Here is a 16,365-nt window from a genome sequence, read left to right on the forward strand (position 1 = left end):
GGGCAGATTGGACGGATCCCCCGCCGTCACCGCATGATAGCGAGCGATCCCATCGGATCCCACGGCGGCAGCACGACGGGCTCCTCCTTCAGAACTGCCCGAACCTCCTCCGGCAGATACTTCTTTTTCACGACGACCTGATACAAGAATTCGTCGAACCAGGCGTCGCTCATGACGAAATAACCGTCCTGGCCGGGCTCTTTCCCCCAGCTGTTCTCGACCTTCCAGCGGTTCGGGCGCCCGTCCGCGACGTTGACGCCGGTGAACACCATGGCGTGGGTCATCAGGCTCTCGCCGTAGTCCAGCCGGTCCGCCTTCGACAGTTGAAAATCCACGTCGAGGGCCGCCGCGTAGTCGTACAAGGACGTGTCCAGGATGCCAGTGTCACGGTCATACATCTTCCCGACGTCGCACCCGAACCATACCGGCTCTCCGTCCAGAAGTTGGCGCAACGCCGCCTGTTTGAGCGTCTCGATGTCCACGTTCACGTACAGGACGTCCCGGCCGCCCTTGACGTTTCCCAGGTACTTCACGGTGTACATCTTCCCGAACGGCTTGTCAGCCGTCGGCGCGTGGATGACGCTGACATACTCGTCCAGGTCCACCGGCACGTACCGCTCGAGGAACTGGTGCGGCGTCAATCCTGCGTCCCGGCGGAATTGGTTGTCCTTGTCCCGGTACTCGAAGTCGAACCGCTCCGGGGGTTCGCCGAGGAAGATGCACAGCATGCGGTGGATCTCGTTCAGCATGGCCTGCTTTTGCGCGCGCAGCTCCGCCAGGGACGCCCCCTGCTGGTGCTGCCTCCGCAACGTCGCCGCGTGTTCCCGAAGCTTCAAGGTCAGCAGGCGGTTCATCATCCCGGACGAGCTGCTGTGGAACGTCTCCGGCATCACGGACTTGGGCACGACCCCGTACTTTCTCACGAGGTTCACGAACATGTCCCACTGCCCGCCGTCGTTGAGCGGCGCGGACAACAACCAGGCGACCACCCGGCTGCCGGTCTCCTCATCCAGCGTCTCGAGAATGTTCTCCAGGAAGTAGTTGGCCTTCTCCAACTTATCCCAGAACATCAGATAGGCCTGGGAGAACTCGAACGTCTTGAGGTTCAGCTGGCGCATCGTGTGCACCCGGAGGGTGTTCAGGCCCGCGAACATCCAGCACCGTCCGCTCTGCTTCTGGCTGGTGATCTCGCCCGTCTCGATCTCGTTGGAAAACGTGTACGTCATCCGCGCCATCGCGTCCTGGTTCCACGCGGTGGCCTGAATCCCGCTCTTGCGGACCGCGTTCATCAGCGCGCGCCGGTGCGGCACCGACCGAAAATCCGCTTTGAAACGCTCCATCATCTCTGCGGAAATGGCATCCGCCGAAACCGCGGTCTGGCTGAAGTCCTCCGACGACATCCGCATCCCTCCCCGGATTGCGCCCAGGCTCTGAAATGGATCGTAATGTCTCCACACCCATTGTATCAGGAATGCCTTTTCGGCGGTGGTATAACATCGTGGTCCTGAATGAGACCGCCGAACGGCGCGTCTCCAGGTCGCAGCGGTCAGACGAATCCGTTCATAGCCTGCTTCAAAGCGGGACGGATGGGTACCCCCGCCCCTATGGATCTCCGCTCAATCCATGCGGATGAGTCCCAGCCGCGTGGCCGCCAGCACGGCCTGCGTTCGATCGTACACGCCCAGCTTGTCCAGGATGTGGCTGATGTGCACCTTCACCGTTTTCTCCGCAATCCCGAGCGCCGCGGCGATCTCCTTGTTCGACATGCCCTGGGCCAGCGCCTGAAGCACGTCCTGCTCCCGCTGCGTCAGGGGCTCACGAAGGCGCAGATCGCCCGAACCGCCCCCCGCAGGCTTGGGTTCGCGACGGTGCTCCCCGCCGCGCAGCGCGTCTAAGGCCGCCGGATCCAACACCGCCCGGCCCACCGCCGCCTGGCGGATGGCCGTCACCAGGTCCTCCGGGCTCACGTCCTTCTCCAGGTAGCCGATGGCCCCGGCCTGGATGGCCCCAAGCGTTCGATCCCGCTCCTGAAACGATGTCAACGCGATGATGCGGATGTCCGGGTGCCGCCGCGTGATCTCGCGGATGGCCGCCACCCCGTCGCAGGCACCCGGCATCACCAGGTCCATCAGCATCACGTCCGGGCGAACAGCATCAGCCAATTGGATGGCTTCCTCGCCCGTCGCCGCCTCGCCGGCCACCTGGATATCCTCCGAGAGCTGCAGGAAGGCGCGCAGGCCCTCCCGAACCATCGGGTGATCGTCGACAATCGCAAGTCGAATGGTCCGTGCCTCGCTCACCGTTCTCTCCCCTTTGCCGGATCCCCCGGCACCGGCACCGTGAACACCACCCGCGTGCCGCGGCCCGGATGACTGGTGATGGACAGGCGGCCACCCGCCTCCCGCATGCGCTCGTACATGGTACTCGTCCCCAGGCCCGCCGCCGTCTTCTCCGGATGGAACCCGCAGCCGTCGTCCTGCACCGACACCTCGACCTCCTCCGCCGTGAGCCGGAGATGGACGTGCACGTTCCGCGCGCCCGCGTGCCGAAGCGCGTTGTGCAACGCCTCGTCCAGGGCCGAGAGCAGAGACTCGCGCGCCTCGAAGGGGATGGCCGGCTCCTCGCCTCCGTCGCCGGCGACAGTCAGATGGATGCGGGTCTGACCCTGCAGCTGCAGCGGTGCGATCCGTTCGCGCACCCGCGCCACCAACCCCCGTTCTCCGGCGGGGCGCAACGCCTCAATGAGGCCCCGCATCTCATGCTGGCTGTCCGCGATCAACGCCTCCAACCGCTCCAACACCCCGTCCAACCGCCGCTCTGCATGGCCGCGCTCGGCCATCAGACGGGCCGTTCTCGCCAGCAGCTGCGCGGAGAACAGGCGCTGGCTGACCGCATCGTGCAGGTCCGCCGCCAGGCGGCGTCGTTCCACCCACCGGGCTTCCTCCAACGACTGCTCGTACAGGCGGGCGTTCTCCAGAGACGCCGCCACGTGCCAGGCGAACGCCGACAACATCTCCTCGTCACTGGCCGAAAACGCGCCCGGGCGGCGGCTTTCCACCCGAACCTCGTACGGGCTGTGCGGGATCGGCCGAACCATCGCGCTGCGGGCCTGCGGCAGCAACACCCGCTGCGCTTCGTCGAGCAGCGGTTCCTCCTCCTCGCGCGCGTACGAGTATCCGGCCGGTTCTCCGTCGGAGGATCGGTATGCCGACGCCACAACACGGCCCGGCCACCCCGAACCAAGGGCCTCCGCCTCAGGATCTCCGGGCTCGCGGAAGGTGATGCCGCAACACTCGTACCCGAGCCGATCGACGAACTGGCGCACGGCCAGTTCGAGCACCGCCCGGGGGCGCACCACGCTGACCAGCTCCGCCGCAATGTCCGACAGCGCCCGCAGTTGTTCCGCGCGCCGCCGCTCGTCTGCCAGGATGGCGGCTCTGTCGACCGCCACCGCCACGTGGTGCCCGATGGCCGTGAGCAGCTGCAGCGCAGAGGGGGTGAACACGCTGTGCCCAGCGGCGGCCACGTTCAGGATCCCGAGGGGCTTGCCCTTGCTGCGCAGGGGCACGCTCGCGTGATAGGTCAATCCGCCCTTGTCGCCGACGGCGTCGCGCAGGCGGCTGCAGCGCACGATGTTCACCGCCCGGTCCAACCGCCCCTCCACAAACCGGTCCTGACATTCGCACCAGCCGGACTTGAGCGGTGCCCCGCCGTCACACGCCAAGGCCGGCGGCAACCCGCTCGCCCCCACCTCGACAAACCGGCTGCGCTCGGCGTCGTAACGGAATGCCCACGCCGTCGACAGGCCCAGCACCCCGCTGAGTCTGGGCAAAATGGCGTCCATCGCCTCCGAGATGTCGGTCGCCTCGTTGAGCGCCTCGGCGATGTCCTTGAGCATGGCCAGGCGCGCCGGTTCCGGCCACGACTCCCGGTCAGAACCATTCGGGTCACGCATGTTCGCTCATCCCGTTCCATAGGTTTTGTGCTGATGGTACCACACTGCCGGGCGGACGGCGGAAACCCGCCCCCGCGAAAGCGCCGCCCCCGCGCCAGTCCCGGGAAAACGCCCGGCGCTTCACACCAACAGACTGATGTCGCCGAACTCGTGCCACAGATAGCCCAGTTGCACCGCCTCCTCGTATGCCTTGCGCAGGAACTCGGGGCGGGTGAACGCGTACAGCAGCGCCAGATGGCTGGTGTGATTGTCGTGCATGCCGGTGATGAGGCCGTGCACCACCCGCGGTGGGGTGGCGGGCGTGACCAGGTGGGTGGTCCAGTTCGATCCGCTGCGAACCCGTACCCCTTCCCCGCCCTGAGCCGGCACCGCGGCGCTCTCCAACGCCCGCACCACGGTGGTGCCCACGGCGATCACGCGCCGCCCTTCTGCCATCGCCCGGTTTACCACGGCGGCCGTTGCGGGAGGAATGTGATACCACTCCGGAAGCACCGGGTGGTGGGCCAAATCGGACGTGACCTCGTGAGAGGAAACCCCGGTGTGCAGGAGGAGCGAGCAGACCCGCACCCCCCGTGCCGCGAGGCCGCGCAGCACCCGATGGGTGAACGGGCGGGCGGCGGACGGCATCTCGGCCGATCCGGGGGTACGGCTGAAGAGGGTCTGGAATGCGTCCGGCTCCAACGGCCGCGTGACGTAGCCGTACTGGATGGGCAACCCGGCGACCTCCGCCACCCGAAACAGGTCGCGGTCCGCCCGGACCCGCCACAGACGGCTGTCGGGGTGAAAGTGGGCTTCCACCTGGAGCCGGGCCAGCACCCGGCCGTCCTCGGGATCGACGACCACCAGCGCATCCCCCGGGGCAAACGGTCGAGGGTCTGGCCCCCCGTCCGCCCGCCGCCGCTCCATGATAAAGGTGTCTTCCGCCAATCGGGTCGCCAGGTGCAAGTACAGGGGCTCACCCTGGTACCGGGCCCGCAACCGCCCGGGGATGGTGGCCGACGTGTTGACCACCATCAGGTCCCCGGCGGACAGAAACTGGGGCAAGTCGATGAAGCGCGCGTGTCGGCAGGCCCCCGTCGCCCGGTCCATCACGAGCAGACGCACCTCGTCCCGCTGAAGTCCGCGCGCCTCCGGGGGGAGGGGCGCTGGAGCCGGGGGCGGCTCAGGTGCAGATCGAGATCCAGCGCAGGCTGAGTCATGTCAGCACCCCCCTTCGCAGGGGAGGAGGGCTGTGCGGCGCACCGCGAGGCGAGTCCCGCTCGGATGCGGGAAGGGGGCGTCGGTGAGCAGCGGATCGAACAGGCGGGCCAACACCGCCGCCACCTCCGCAGGGTCGGCCAGCTCTTGTACGGGTGCGCCGGGATCCGCCAGCCGGTGCAGCTCGGTGTCCATGTCGCCGGGGTCCACGCTGTACACCGCGATGTGGTCAAGGCCGGTTTCTCGGGCGAAGGTCTTGGTGAGGAGATCGAGCGCAGCCTTCGACGCGCCGTACACCCCCCAGCCAGGGTATCCGCCGACCGCGGCGTCGCTCGAGACGGCCAGGCACAGGGCACGCGGACGCGCGGCCAAGTAGGGCATCGCCTGCTGGAGCAGCATCACGGGGGCAAACGTGTTCACCTCGAACACGGTTCGCAGGTTGACGATGTGCGTGTCGCGCAAATAGGGCATCGGGATGTCTCCGAGGGTGGACGCGTTCAGCACCAGGGCATCGAGGTGCCCGAAGCGGCGCACCACGTGCGAGAGCCACGTGTTGCGAAAGCGCGGGTCCGCGACGTCTCCCGCCACGCCGTCGACGGGGCCGAGGGCCCCAAGCGACTCGACCGCCTCCAGGAGCCGGCGCTCCCGGCGCGCGCACAGCGCCACGGCCATCCCGCGGCGGAGCAAGACCTCCGCCAACGCCTGGCCGAGCCCAGCACTCCCCCCGGTGATGGCGACGACGGGCCGGTCCCCCGCCGGGTGACGAATCCCTTCATTCATGACAAACGCCTCCTCGCGGCCGCATTGGCCAGGTGATCCTTCTGGCCAAAGCGTACGGCGAAGAGGCGGGAGCCACATCGGCCGCCGGTCATAGACCGGCTCGGCCGATGGTCCTAAGACTTTCGGCCGAGGTCACGACGCCGAGTGTCGAAGCCCAGGTCGGCGCACTGAGGTCACGGGAACTGCCTGCGCCGCAGCACGTACTCGAACAGGAACTCGAACGCCTCCAGATGGCGCAGGGCGGCGTCCGCGTCCTCGCCCCAGGCGTAGATGCCGTGGTTGCGCACCAGGACCCCCGGCACCCCCGGTTGGGCCAGGTCCGCGACGGCGGCGGCGAGATCGTCCAGACGGTGGTAATTCTCCACAATCGGCACGCGGATGCGGGCGCCCTCCTCCCAGTGGCCGAGCGCTTTGAGCAACTCGTGGCCGGCCAAGTCCACGTACCCCTGCGGGAAGAAGACATCGGAGGCCAGGTTGTTGAACATGGTGTGCACGTGCACAATGGCGCCGCAGGGCTGCGACTGGTACAGCCGCACGTGGACCACCGTCTCCGCCGAGGGGCGGTGGGGCGTCCCGGCCACCGGCCGCCCGTCCTCGTCGACCAGGAGCACGTCGTCCAGCGCCAGGCGCTGCTTGTCCGCCCCGCTGCGCGTGATCGCGAAGCGCAGAGGCGCTTCGCTCACCTTCACCGACAGGTTGCCGCTCGTCGCCGGCAACCACCCCTTCGCTGCCACCGTCTGCGCCAGCCAGCGAACCTGCTCCGCCTGCCGGCGGAAATCCACACTCGTCCCTTCCATCTACCGCGTCACCCCCTGGCCCCCCGGCACACCCGCCAAGCGGGCCACGATGTCGTCGAACGTCTCAAACGGCAGGTACGGGATCCCCATCCGGTCGCACTCGCCCCGCAACCGGTCGCGTGCGAACACGAAATCCGCGATGCGCGCCGCCTTGGCGTCGGTCACCCCGTCGCCGACCAGCATCTGGCGCACGCCGGGGCGCTGCCGCTGCCGCAGCACCGCCGGCTTGCACAAGCCGCAGCCGCCCTCGCACGCCGCGTCGCACGGGGTCGACCACACCACGCGCAGGTGTGCGCCGCTGGCGTCGATGCGGTTGCAGACGACATCGAGATCGTCCCGGAACGCTGCCAGCGCCGGATCGACGAAAAAGTCAAAGCCGCCGCTGACCACCGTCAACCGCCACCCGCGCTCCCGGCAGAGCCCGACGAACGCCGGGAAGCCCTGCCGCAGCCGCACACTCGTGACCGCGAAATCGCGCACCTCGCCGAACTGCGACGACGGAATCAGGGCGAACATCCGCTCGACGCCCTCCTGGACCGTCAGCTCGTGCCGGTTGACACGGTCTATCAGTTCCAGCCCCGCCTCCGGGACGAACCGCTTGATGATCTGCGCAATCATGTCGTTCTCGGAGATGGTCCCGTCAAAGTCGCAGAATACATCCCAGGCCCCGTCGGCGAAATCCGGCATCCGCCCGTCGATCACGCTTCCTTCACTCCCCACTGCTGTATCGCGGCGGCCAGCTCCGGGCTGTCCTCTGCCGCTTCCCGCAGCGGACGACCTGCCACGACCGCCCGGATGGCGGCCATAAACGCGCGCGCACCGGCGCGAGCTCCACCCGGGTGGCCGTGGATGCCGCCGCCTGCATTCACAATCACATCCATCCCGAAGTCGCGCACCAACAGGGGCACGAGCCCCGGGTGGATGCCGGCCGACGGCGCAGGCAGCGCCGGCTTCAAGCCGTTGTCCGCCCGCAGGTGATGCAAGACCTGCCGGCTCTCCTCCGCCTCCAGGGTGACGGTTCCGTACGGCGACGGGTAAATGACGATGTCCGCCCCAGCCAGGCGCAGCAGCTGGCCGAACAGGATGCTCGCTGAGATGCCGTACCCGGGCGCGGCGTACATCGCCCCCGCCACCGCTGGGTGCGCCATGATGGGCACGGACACCTCCGGGTCTTCCGCCAACGCCTGCAACACGTCCAGCCCGTACGCGAACGCGTTGACCAAGAGGGCCCCCGCCCCCAGTTCCGCCAGCCTCCGCGCCCGATCCCGCAGCTCCGTCACCGGCCCCGTCAGGTTCACGGCGTACAGGACGCGCTGGCCCGTCTCCGCCTCCGTCCGGCGCGCCGCCTCCCGGTACGCCCGCACGCGGTCCTCCGGCGACGCCAGGGATTCGTTGAAGAAGATCTCGTCGTCCTTGATGAGGTCCGCCCCGCCCAGGGCCTGCTCCGTGAAGGCCGCCACCAGCTCGTCCATCGGCAGGCCGATGCACGACTTGAAGATGCTCATCAACAGCGGCCGGCCCTGCACGCCGAGGACTTCGCGCACCCCGGCCGCCCCGAACTTCGGCCCGGGGAACGCCCGTGCAAACGATGCCGGGAGGTCGAGGCCCACCATCCGGATCTTCCCGTCCATCGACAGCTTGCCAAACACCGTCGTCAAGAGCGCCGGGATGCGCGCCGGGAAATTGACTGTCGGATAGCCGATGGCGACCCGCGCCCGTACCCGTCCGTCCGGCAGGCGCTCCTCCACCGCGATGTCCTCCACCCGGCCGCAGTACGGGCGCATCCGTTCCTGCTTCGTCGCCGGCAAATCCGTCCACGATCCCACGGTCAGGCCGATGGCGATCCCGTCGGCCCGTTTGCGCAGCTGCTTTTCCTCGTCCTCCACCACGTACGTGGCCACCACAAAACGATCGTCCGCCGTCATCTCCAGATCCCCCTTGCCGCCGCGCCCCTCAACCGGTCCGCGGCCCCGTCCCCGGCCCGCGGCGCCGGCAGGCGGTGGTGTCCGAGCTTGGAAAACTACCCCTCACTATAGCGGCCGCCCTCAGGTGCGTCAAACGCGGCCGGGCGGCCGTGCGGCGGGATCGTGGTGTACAATGGAAGGCGGCTGCGCCGATGCCGACCGGACGTGTGCACGGCGAGGAGGGAATCGGATTGTTCATCGCGTTCGTCCACGGATTCCTGCTGTCCCTGGGCCTCATCCTGCCCATCGGCATGCAGAACGGGTTCATTCTCACCCAGGGGGCTTTGCACCGCCGCTGGGTGAGTACCCTCCCGGCCGTCCTGACCGCCTCTGTGTGCGACACACTGCTCACGGCGCTGGCCGTGATGGGCGTCTCGGCCGTGGCCCTGCACATCCGGTGGCTTCGGTACACGTTCGGCGCCATCGGGATCGCCTTCCTCCTCTATATGGGCGCATCCGCCTGGCGGGAGAACGAGGGACAGGACGAATCGGCGGTGACCACCGCCTGGACGGTCCGCCGCCAGATGGTGTTCACCGCCTCTGTGTCGCTGCTCAACCCGCACGCCTTGATAGACACCCTGGCCGTCATCGGCGGCAGCGCCGCCGCCTACCCGGCCTGGCCGGAGCGCATCGCCTTCGGTGTGGCCTGCGTCCTCGTTTCCTGGCTGTGGTTTTTCTCGCTCTCCATCGCCGGGCACCTGGCCGGGCGCGCCCTGCTGGGCCGTTCGTCCCTGCGCGTCCTCAACCGCGTCTCCGCCTTGATGATGTGGGCCTCCGCCGTCTATCTCGCCTACGTCATCTGGCACCTGTGACGCGAGAGCGCTCAGCCGCCTTTGAACAAAATCCGTTCCGTCACGTTCTGTCATCCTCCTTGGTCTGTGAAATGGAGGACGCGCGGCCCGCCCGGCGTCACACCAACGCTTCTTCGAAGGCGGTGCCCCAACGGGTGATGCACTCGTCGGTGCCCCACACACGCGGCCTCTGCGGAATGGTCTCGTGCCAGGGGCGCGGCTCGAACATGTTCAGCTCAGGGATGAACACGTCCGCGTCGGTGAACAGCTCAATCATGTTCCCCTCCGGATCGCGATGGTAGGTGGCGATGTTGTGCCCGGCACCGTGTCTGGACGGACCCCACACGACGGGGATCTCATGCTTGCTGAGGTAGTCCATGCTCTGCACCAGGTGGCTGTAGTCCCGGGCAAAAATTCGGTGCTGTCCCATCGGTATACTCATGAAGGCGGTGGACAAATGGATCCGGGTACCCTATCATAGGGCCAATAGCACTTCGCACTTCGCCCTTTGCCTCCAGCCCGTCCCCAGTGGAGAGGAGGACACCACACCGTTTCAGGAGGAGGTCACGCCCATGGCGACGATTCGCATTCGCAATACGGGCCAACGGATTGAAGGAGAATCGGCGGTACGGCAATTTCTCGCCGACAACAATGTCTACTACGATCACTGGGATCCGAACAAGCTGCCGGCCCACCTTCAAGGCAAGTTCGTCCTCGCCGCGGAGGATCAGGAGGCCATCCTTCAGGCGTACCGGGAGGACATCGAGCACCTCGCCCAATCTCGCGGGTACGTGAAATGGGATGTCATTGCCTTGTCGGATGCCACACCGAATCTGGAGGAGCTCCTGAAGAAATTTGAACAGGTGCACACCCACACGGAGGACGAGGTGCGCGCCATCGTCGCAGGCAGCGGCATTTTCATCATCAAGGGTAAACCGGAGACCGGTTACTTCGATGTAGAGTTGGAAGCCGGGGATGTTATCTCCGTCCCGGAGAACAATCCCCACTTTTTCACCCTGACCGACGAGCGCAAGGTGGTGGCCATCCGCCTCTTCATCGATCCGTCGGGTTGGGTGGCCCACCCCTACGAAGACCCGGAATTCGTGAAAGCTTGAGGGGGCTCTGAGCCATGCGACGCACGGACCTGTGGATCGGGGGCCGCTGGGTGGAACCGGCCCGCCGAGTCCCCCTGCGCAACCCGCACACCCAGGCACTGCTGGCGGAGGTCGGCTACGCCTCCGCCGCGCAGGCGGAACAGGCCATTCTGGCGGCGTCTGACGCATTCGCGACCTTTCGCGGCACCCCTGCGCATGAACGGGCGGCCATCCTGTATCGCGCCGTCGACATTCTGCGGCAGCGCAGCGAAGAGGCGGCCCGCGTGATCGCAGAGGAGGCCGCAAAACCCATCACCGCGGCGCGCGGCGAGATCGCCCGCACCATTCAGACCTATCTTTTTGCCGCCGAGGCGGCCCGCAGCATCTATGCCGAGTCCGTGCCGATGGATGCGGCGCCGCGCGGAGAGAAGCACACGGCGTACACCAAGCGCGTGCCGCTGGGCGTGGTCTCGGCCATCACGCCTTTCAACTTCCCGTTCAACCTGGTCGCCCACAAGGTGGGTCCCGCCATCGCTGCCGGCGACACGGTTGTGCTCAAACCCGCCGAGCAGACGCCCCTTTCCGCCCTTTTCATCGCAGACGTGTTCCGCGAGGCAGGCCTGCCGGACGGGGTGTTGAACGTGATCCCCGGGGACGGTCAGGAGCTGAGCGAGGTATTGACCACGCACCCGAAAGTGGCGTTTGTCACGTTCACCGGCAGCCCCCGCGTTGGGAAAATCATCCGGGCCCAGGCCGGGTTGCGCAAAGTCACGTTGGAACTGGGCTCCAACTCTCCACTGTTGGTGGATGGCGGGTTCAGTCCCGCCGAGCTCGACCGGATCGCCCAGGAGACGGTCGTGGGCGCGTTCTCGTACAACGGCCAGGTGTGCATCTCGGTCCAGCGGGTGTTCGTTCACGAGTCGGTGTTCGACGACTTTCTGGAACGAGTGGTGGCGGGCGCAAAACGGCTTCGAATCGGCGATCCGTTGGACGAGACGACCGATATCACTGCGCTCATTAACGATGCGGCCGCGCGCCGGCTGAGGCATTGGCTCGAACGAGCCGTGGCCGGCGGGGCCAAGATCCACTGCGGCGGACGATTCCAAGGCCAGGTGATGGAACCGACCGTGTTGACGGACGTCCCTGCGGACGCCGAGCTCAACTGTGAGGAAGCGTTCGGCCCAGTGGTGGTGTTGCGGCCGTTCTCCACCTGGGAGGAGGCCATTAACCTGGCCAACGACTCCAAGTTCGGCCTGAATGCAGGGGTGTTCACGAAGGACATCGAACAGGCCATGGCGGCCGCCGAGCGGCTCGAGTCCGGCGGCGTCCTGATCAATCAGGTGCCGACCTACCGTGTCGATCACATGCCGTACGGAGGCGTCAAAGAGAGCGGCAGCGGCCGCGAGGGCGTCCGCTACGCCATGGAAGACATGATGGACATCAAACTGGTGGCCATTCGCCACGGTGTGTTCACGACCGCGGAGTGATGGACGCGCCCGCGTAGAAACGTATGCCCGGGTTCCGGTTTCGAGACGCGGCCCGGGCATACGTACACCGGGCTGAGGCCCGGCCTATGTATCACATGGTTCCCAGTGCGAGAGGATACGTGTCAACCGCACCCCAGCCGGCATCAATGCAGCCGGCCGACCGGTAGGACCAGCTCGTGGAGGAACGCGATCTGTGTGACGCCATTTTCGGTGGTGATGCAGAACTCCTCCCCGGAATCCGCCCGGTAGGTGGATAGAATGCGATCGCCGTTCACCAACGCCAGGTCGTTGTACACCCGGTGTTCTTCCTCCCCGCCCCAGTCGCCGCGGATATACCGCTCGAATGCGCGAATGAGATCATCCGACGTGATCTGGCTCTCCAGCACCGCCGTGCTGATTTTCACTTTGCCTACACGAAACAACATTCGTCCTACCTCCCGCTCCCAGCCCTCGGCCAGTTGAGCGTACATCTGCTGCTGCGTGTACATCTTCGCAATCCTTTCGGACAATCCTGCTAGTAAATGCAGGTGTTCTTGCCGGAAGACCGGCATCGCAGGCAGGGAGAACGGAATCCCGCAACGATCTGGCACCGCCGGGGCGACAGCGGATCTGCGAATACGAAAAAACCCTCCACGCACGGAGGGCTTCCATTTGGTTGCGGGGACAGGACTTGAACCTGCGACCTTCGGGTTATGAGCCCGACGAGCTGCCAACTGCTCCACCCCGCGTCAGTTGGTGGGTCATGAAGGACTCGAACCTTCAACCTGCCGATTAAGAGTCGGATGCTCTACCAATTGAGCTAATGACCCGCGTTATCGAACACCGAATAGGTTAACACCCCGGGCTTTTTTTGTCAACCCCCCAACAGACAGGATCTCACCTCTTGACGGATAGGGAGGCGGCGTGGTATGGTTCTGCGTGTTGTTCCGCACGGTGCAAGGGGGTATAGCTCAGGGGGAGAGCACCTGCTTTGCACGCAGGGGGCCGTCGGTTCAAATCCGACTACCTCCACCATCTATGGAGCTGTGGTGTAGAGGCCTAACATGCCAGCCTGTCACGCTGGAGACCGCGGGTTCGAATCCCGTCAGCTCCGCCAACGTCGGGTCCCGAAGGGGCCCGATTTTCGTTGGCGGAGTGTTCACTTGTCGCGGTGGGTCTTTCGCCGCGCGTCGCGCCGGCTGAAAAAGACGATGCCGCCGATCAACAGGGCCAACAACACCGCCCAGTACAGCCAGTGGGCGAGACTCTCTTGAAGGGCAGCCCATGTCAGTGCTTCCACAACATCACCTGATTCTGGTTGGGTATGGGTAGCTTCAAGCGGGCCGCGGGTCGTACCCGCGACGCACGTCCGTCCCGGCTCGCCTCACATGGGCCGCATCTTTTTCCGGTGGTCGCGAATCCACTCGTGCAGTTGAATCTTATCGTCCCGTCCCTCCACGTATCGGCCGTACGGTGCCGCGTAGGCGTAGGGCAATCCCTCGCGCTTGGCCAACTCCAACAATTCCTGTGGGCTGGCATGATCGGTATACGGGATCCCCTTACCGTCCAGCGTCACCACCCAGTAGTTCGGTGGCGGGTCCCCTTCCCCCGTCAACACCCAGTCGCCTTGATAAGCGTTGAGGATGGGGAGATCCTCCATCATCACGGTGAAACCCAGTTCAGATAGGGTCGTGTGGTGTTCACGGGTGTTGCTCACTTTGGTTCCCCCTTCCCAGCTGACCGGCAGCCACCAACAGGCCGCGACAGGCCTTTACATTGGCTAGTATGGGCGCGCTCAAGCGTGCCCATGCGGTTCAGGGGACCACGGCGTGCAGGGAGACGATGGGATGTTAGGATATAATGATCCGGAGTGCCCAGGCCGGACTCAAGCGGCACCCAGACCGCCCCGCTTCAGCCCGGGCATGTGTAACCCGCCTGTCCGCCGTATGCACCCGGCGGACAGGTACCCCGGGATGATGCACCCGGGCAACACCGCAAGGAGGGATCGGCATGCCCGCTCGTTTGGTGTTGCGTCAGAACCGCAGGCGTCGCTTGGAACAGGGCCACCCGTGGGTGTATCAGTCCGAGGTCGAGCACATCGACGGATCCATTCAGCCAGGCGACATCGTCGACATCGTGAACCACCAGGGTGTGTTTCTCGCCCGGGGTTACGCCAATCCCCAATCGCAAATCATCGCCCGCGTGCTGGCGTACCAGCCGGACGCGAACATCGACACGTCGTTTCTCACCCGCCGCGTCGAACAGGCGTGGGCGTACCGTCAACGGTTCTTGCCCGGCATCACGTCCTGCCGGGCGGTGTACGGGGAGGCCGATTTTCTTCCCGGCCTCATCGTGGATAAGTATGAGGACGTCCTCGTCGCCCAGGTCCTCAGTTACGGGATGGAACGCCTCCTCCCCGCCATCCAGGAGGCGCTCATTCAGGTATTTCAACCCCGCGGCATCCTGTTGCGCAACGACGTGCCCGTCCGCCGCCTGGAGGGGCTTTCGTTGGAAAAGCGGGTGCTGTACGGCGATGTGCCGCCTGTCGTCGAGATCACCGAAAACGGCCTCATCTTCGAGGTGGACGTGTTTGAAGGCCAGAAGACCGGTTATTTCTTCGATCAACGCGAGAATCGCGCTGCCATCCGCCCCATCGTCCAAACCGGCGCGGCCGGGGAAGGCGGTGCCGAAGTGTTGGAGTGCTTCTGCCACACCGGGTCGTTCACCGTGCACGCCCTGCATTATGGGGCGCGGCACGTGACCGCGGTCGACATATCCGAATCCGCGATTGAGGTCGCGAAGCGCAACGTGGCGCGCAACGGATTCACCGGAGGGGTCGACTTCGTGGTCGCGAACGCGTTCGACCACCTGCGATCCGAGGAGCAAGCGGGCCGCAAGTACGACGTGGTCATCCTCGATCCCCCGGCCTTCGCCAAATCCCGCCATGCTGTGGAGAGCGCCTGCCGCGGGTACAAGGAGATCAACCTGCGCGCCTTGAAGCTCATCCGCGACCACGGCTACCTGGTCACGGCCAGCTGCTCCTTTCACGTGTCTCCCGACCGCTTCCAGGCGGTTGTGCTCGACGCCGCCTTGGACGCCCACAAAATCGTGCGCCTGGTGCACTGGGCCGGAGCCGGCAAGGATCATCCCGAGATCGCCGGGGTGGACGAAGGACACTACCTGAAATTCGCCATCTACGAGGTGACGAGCCGCGGCTAGAACGCAGCTCGCCGCCTCGCCGCCTCAGGTCCGGTCGTAAAACGCTGGCGGTTCATGCCCGAGCAGCCGCAGGTACACGTAGCCCTGGCCGCGATGATGGATCTCGTTCTCCAACGCGTAGGTCAACCAGCTCACCCCGTTCGCCTCGGGACCCTCCCAGAAGGGATCCGGCCGCACCTCCAGCAGAGATTCCATGGAGATCCGGTCCCACGCGGCCCGGGTCTGCGCCCGCACCTCGTCACCGTACGCCAGAAGCTCGTCGGCCGTCGCCGTTTTCAACGCTTCGGGCGGGGCTTCCCACGTCCATACGCCGTCCGCCAAGCCGCGGATGTATGCCCGCTCAATGTCCCAGATCTCCAACAGCATGTCCCGGAATGCCCGCATCCCCGGCACCGGCCTGGCGTCCAGCGCATCCACCTCCGCCAGGGCCCTCGCCACTTTGTTCGTCAATCGCCGATTGTCCTCCCACACCGACAGAAACCAAGCCTTCCAATCCAAACGCATCATCTCCTCTGCATCCGACCTCTGGATCAAGCGATTCGCCCGTGGGCACGCCAGCGAGGTCTTCCTCAAATAGAATCTTCGAAATGATGTTAAACAAGAACACATGTTCGTGTCAATCACACGGTTAATCTTTTCTACCAGGGGATATGCTAGAGAACAGAGATGGCTGAAAGGAGGGAGCTCCGTGACCGAGAACGATGTAATCGGCATGGCACTGGCCGCCCTCGTCCTCTTCGGGATGGTGCGTCTCCTCGGCCCGCGGCCCGGCTTCCGTATCCGGATCGAGCGGCGGCGCAAGGCGAAGGTGCGCAGACGAAAGGTCCCCGTTCACCCGCTCGTCCTCAAGGAGCGCCGGCTGGCCAAGGAGCTTCGGAAGGTCAGGGCCCAGTTGAGAGCCGGCGAGATCGACGCCTGATGGTTTTCGAAACCCCGGCGGGCAAGCAGCTTTCGATCACGCGGGCCAACGCATCCGGCGCCGTCATCGACACCTCGTGCCGGACGCCCGGAAATGGATCCCTTCGAAACGGCCCGCGAGGAGATCTGCCAGACGATCCAACCATGAAACGCCGCCGCCCCATGGGCGGGCGGCGGCACACAC

Annotated in this window: 18 protein-coding genes and 4 tRNA genes; 7 read left to right on the forward strand and 15 right to left on the reverse strand. The window is 65.8% G+C overall.

All coding sequences use genetic code 11. The annotated features are described in order from the left end of the window. Nucleotides 1-26: 26 nt before the first annotated feature. The 8 genes from N687_RS0111465 to N687_RS0111500 form a co-directional block, all read right to left on the reverse strand. Nucleotides 27-1,400: an aminopeptidase C gene (locus N687_RS0111465; protein ID WP_051663178.1), complete on the reverse strand. Its 1,374-nt coding sequence runs from the start codon at nucleotides 1,398-1,400 to the stop codon at nucleotides 27-29. Nucleotides 1,401-1,616: 216 nt separating this feature from the next. Next, complete coding sequence (locus N687_RS0111470) at nucleotides 1,617-2,300, reverse strand: response regulator (RefSeq protein WP_029421990.1); 684 nt, start codon at nucleotides 2,298-2,300, stop codon at nucleotides 1,617-1,619. After that, a complete protein-coding gene (locus N687_RS0111475) occupies nucleotides 2,297-3,955 on the reverse strand; it encodes a GAF domain-containing sensor histidine kinase (RefSeq protein WP_051663179.1) in 1,659 nt (552 codons plus the stop codon). The genes N687_RS0111470 and N687_RS0111475 overlap by 4 nt, the downstream gene beginning before the upstream one ends. Before the next feature lie 120 nt (nucleotides 3,956-4,075). Further along, on the reverse strand, nucleotides 4,076-5,059 hold the full coding sequence (locus N687_RS0111480) for an S-adenosylmethionine:tRNA ribosyltransferase-isomerase (protein ID WP_197029271.1): 984 nt from the start codon (nucleotides 5,057-5,059) through the stop codon (nucleotides 4,076-4,078). A gap of 96 nt (nucleotides 5,060-5,155) precedes the next feature. Beyond that, a complete protein-coding gene (locus N687_RS0111485) occupies nucleotides 5,156-5,932 on the reverse strand; it encodes an SDR family NAD(P)-dependent oxidoreductase (protein WP_051663180.1) in 777 nt (258 codons plus the stop codon). 173 nt (nucleotides 5,933-6,105) lie between these two features. Beyond that, nucleotides 6,106-6,729, reverse strand: a complete 624-nt coding sequence (gene mtnB, locus N687_RS0111490) for a methylthioribulose 1-phosphate dehydratase (protein ID WP_029421994.1) — start codon at nucleotides 6,727-6,729, stop codon at nucleotides 6,106-6,108. Further along, nucleotides 6,730-7,431, reverse strand: a complete 702-nt coding sequence (locus N687_RS0111495; RefSeq protein WP_231493461.1) for an MtnX-like HAD-IB family phosphatase — start codon at nucleotides 7,429-7,431, stop codon at nucleotides 6,730-6,732. It abuts the gene before it with no gap. Further along, nucleotides 7,428-8,654 carry a 2,3-diketo-5-methylthiopentyl-1-phosphate enolase gene (locus N687_RS0111500; protein WP_029421996.1) on the reverse strand — a complete coding sequence of 409 codons (1,227 nt, stop codon included), beginning with the start codon at nucleotides 8,652-8,654 and terminating at the stop codon, nucleotides 7,428-7,430. Before N687_RS0111500 ends, N687_RS0111495 begins: the two co-directional genes overlap by 4 nt. A gap of 191 nt (nucleotides 8,655-8,845) precedes the next feature. On the opposite strand from N687_RS0111500, the gene N687_RS0111505 reads away from it, so the two are divergent. Next, nucleotides 8,846-9,505 (forward strand): LysE/ArgO family amino acid transporter, encoded by a 660-nt coding sequence (locus N687_RS0111505; protein ID WP_051663181.1) that lies wholly within the window; start codon nucleotides 8,846-8,848, stop codon nucleotides 9,503-9,505. 97 nt (nucleotides 9,506-9,602) lie between these two features. On the opposite strand, the gene N687_RS0111510 is transcribed toward N687_RS0111505, so the two are convergent. Next, nucleotides 9,603-9,914, reverse strand: coding sequence for a VOC family protein (locus tag N687_RS0111510; protein ID WP_029421998.1), 312 nt, complete (start codon nucleotides 9,912-9,914; stop codon nucleotides 9,603-9,605). Between the two features lie 142 nt (nucleotides 9,915-10,056). Between N687_RS0111510 and N687_RS0111515 the strand changes: the two genes are divergently transcribed. After that, nucleotides 10,057-10,599 carry a 1,2-dihydroxy-3-keto-5-methylthiopentene dioxygenase gene (locus tag N687_RS0111515; RefSeq protein WP_029421999.1) on the forward strand — a complete coding sequence of 181 codons (543 nt, stop codon included), beginning with the start codon at nucleotides 10,057-10,059 and terminating at the stop codon, nucleotides 10,597-10,599. A 14-nt stretch (nucleotides 10,600-10,613) separates the two neighbouring features. After that, nucleotides 10,614-12,065 carry an aldehyde dehydrogenase family protein gene (locus N687_RS0111520; protein ID WP_029422000.1) on the forward strand — a complete coding sequence of 484 codons (1,452 nt, stop codon included), beginning with the start codon at nucleotides 10,614-10,616 and terminating at the stop codon, nucleotides 12,063-12,065. A 143-nt stretch (nucleotides 12,066-12,208) separates the two neighbouring features. Here N687_RS0111520 and N687_RS0111525 read toward each other — a convergent pair whose 3' ends face one another. The 3 genes from N687_RS0111525 to N687_RS0111535 all read right to left on the reverse strand — a co-directional run bounded on the left by N687_RS0111525 (nucleotide 12,209) and on the right by N687_RS0111535 (nucleotide 12,874). Then, a complete protein-coding gene (locus tag N687_RS0111525) occupies nucleotides 12,209-12,490 on the reverse strand; it encodes a hypothetical protein (protein WP_156040120.1) in 282 nt (93 codons plus the stop codon). Between the two features lie 227 nt (nucleotides 12,491-12,717). Beyond that, nucleotides 12,718-12,793, reverse strand: a tRNA-Met gene (locus N687_RS0111530). Between the two features lie 5 nt (nucleotides 12,794-12,798). Further along, a tRNA-Lys gene (locus tag N687_RS0111535) sits at nucleotides 12,799-12,874 on the reverse strand. A gap of 130 nt (nucleotides 12,875-13,004) precedes the next feature. Here N687_RS0111535 and N687_RS0111540 point away from each other — a divergent pair. Both N687_RS0111540 and N687_RS0111545 read left to right on the forward strand, forming a co-directional pair. Further along, nucleotides 13,005-13,079: transfer RNA gene (locus N687_RS0111540), tRNA-Ala, on the forward strand. Between the two features lie 5 nt (nucleotides 13,080-13,084). Next, nucleotides 13,085-13,161: transfer RNA gene (locus N687_RS0111545), tRNA-Asp, on the forward strand. A gap of 42 nt (nucleotides 13,162-13,203) precedes the next feature. On the opposite strand, the gene N687_RS23905 is transcribed toward N687_RS0111545, so the two are convergent. Both N687_RS23905 and N687_RS0111555 read right to left on the reverse strand, forming a co-directional pair. Next, complete coding sequence (locus N687_RS23905; protein ID WP_156040121.1) at nucleotides 13,204-13,344, reverse strand: hypothetical protein; 141 nt, start codon at nucleotides 13,342-13,344, stop codon at nucleotides 13,204-13,206. 84 nt (nucleotides 13,345-13,428) lie between these two features. After that, nucleotides 13,429-13,761 (reverse strand): hypothetical protein, encoded by a 333-nt coding sequence (locus N687_RS0111555; protein WP_029422002.1) that lies wholly within the window; start codon nucleotides 13,759-13,761, stop codon nucleotides 13,429-13,431. 293 nt (nucleotides 13,762-14,054) lie between these two features. Here N687_RS0111555 and N687_RS0111560 point away from each other — a divergent pair, with 293 nt between their 5' ends. Further along, nucleotides 14,055-15,263 (forward strand): class I SAM-dependent rRNA methyltransferase, encoded by a 1,209-nt coding sequence (locus N687_RS0111560; RefSeq protein ID WP_029422003.1) that lies wholly within the window; start codon nucleotides 14,055-14,057, stop codon nucleotides 15,261-15,263. Between the two features lie 24 nt (nucleotides 15,264-15,287). Here the strand turns inward: N687_RS0111560 and N687_RS0111565 are convergent, their stop codons facing one another. Continuing rightward, entirely contained in the window at nucleotides 15,288-15,761 is a 474-nt protein-coding gene (locus N687_RS0111565) for a DinB family protein (protein ID WP_197029272.1), read from the reverse strand. Nucleotides 15,762-15,951: 190 nt separating this feature from the next. On the opposite strand from N687_RS0111565, the gene N687_RS0111570 reads away from it, so the two are divergent. Next, entirely contained in the window at nucleotides 15,952-16,182 is a 231-nt protein-coding gene (locus N687_RS0111570) for a hypothetical protein (protein WP_029422005.1), read from the forward strand. Nucleotides 16,183-16,365: the final 183 nt, after the last annotated feature.

The organism is Alicyclobacillus macrosporangiidus CPP55 (assembly GCF_000702485.1).
Classification (GTDB): Bacteria; Bacillota; Bacilli; order Alicyclobacillales; family Alicyclobacillaceae; genus Alicyclobacillus_H; species Alicyclobacillus_H macrosporangiidus_B.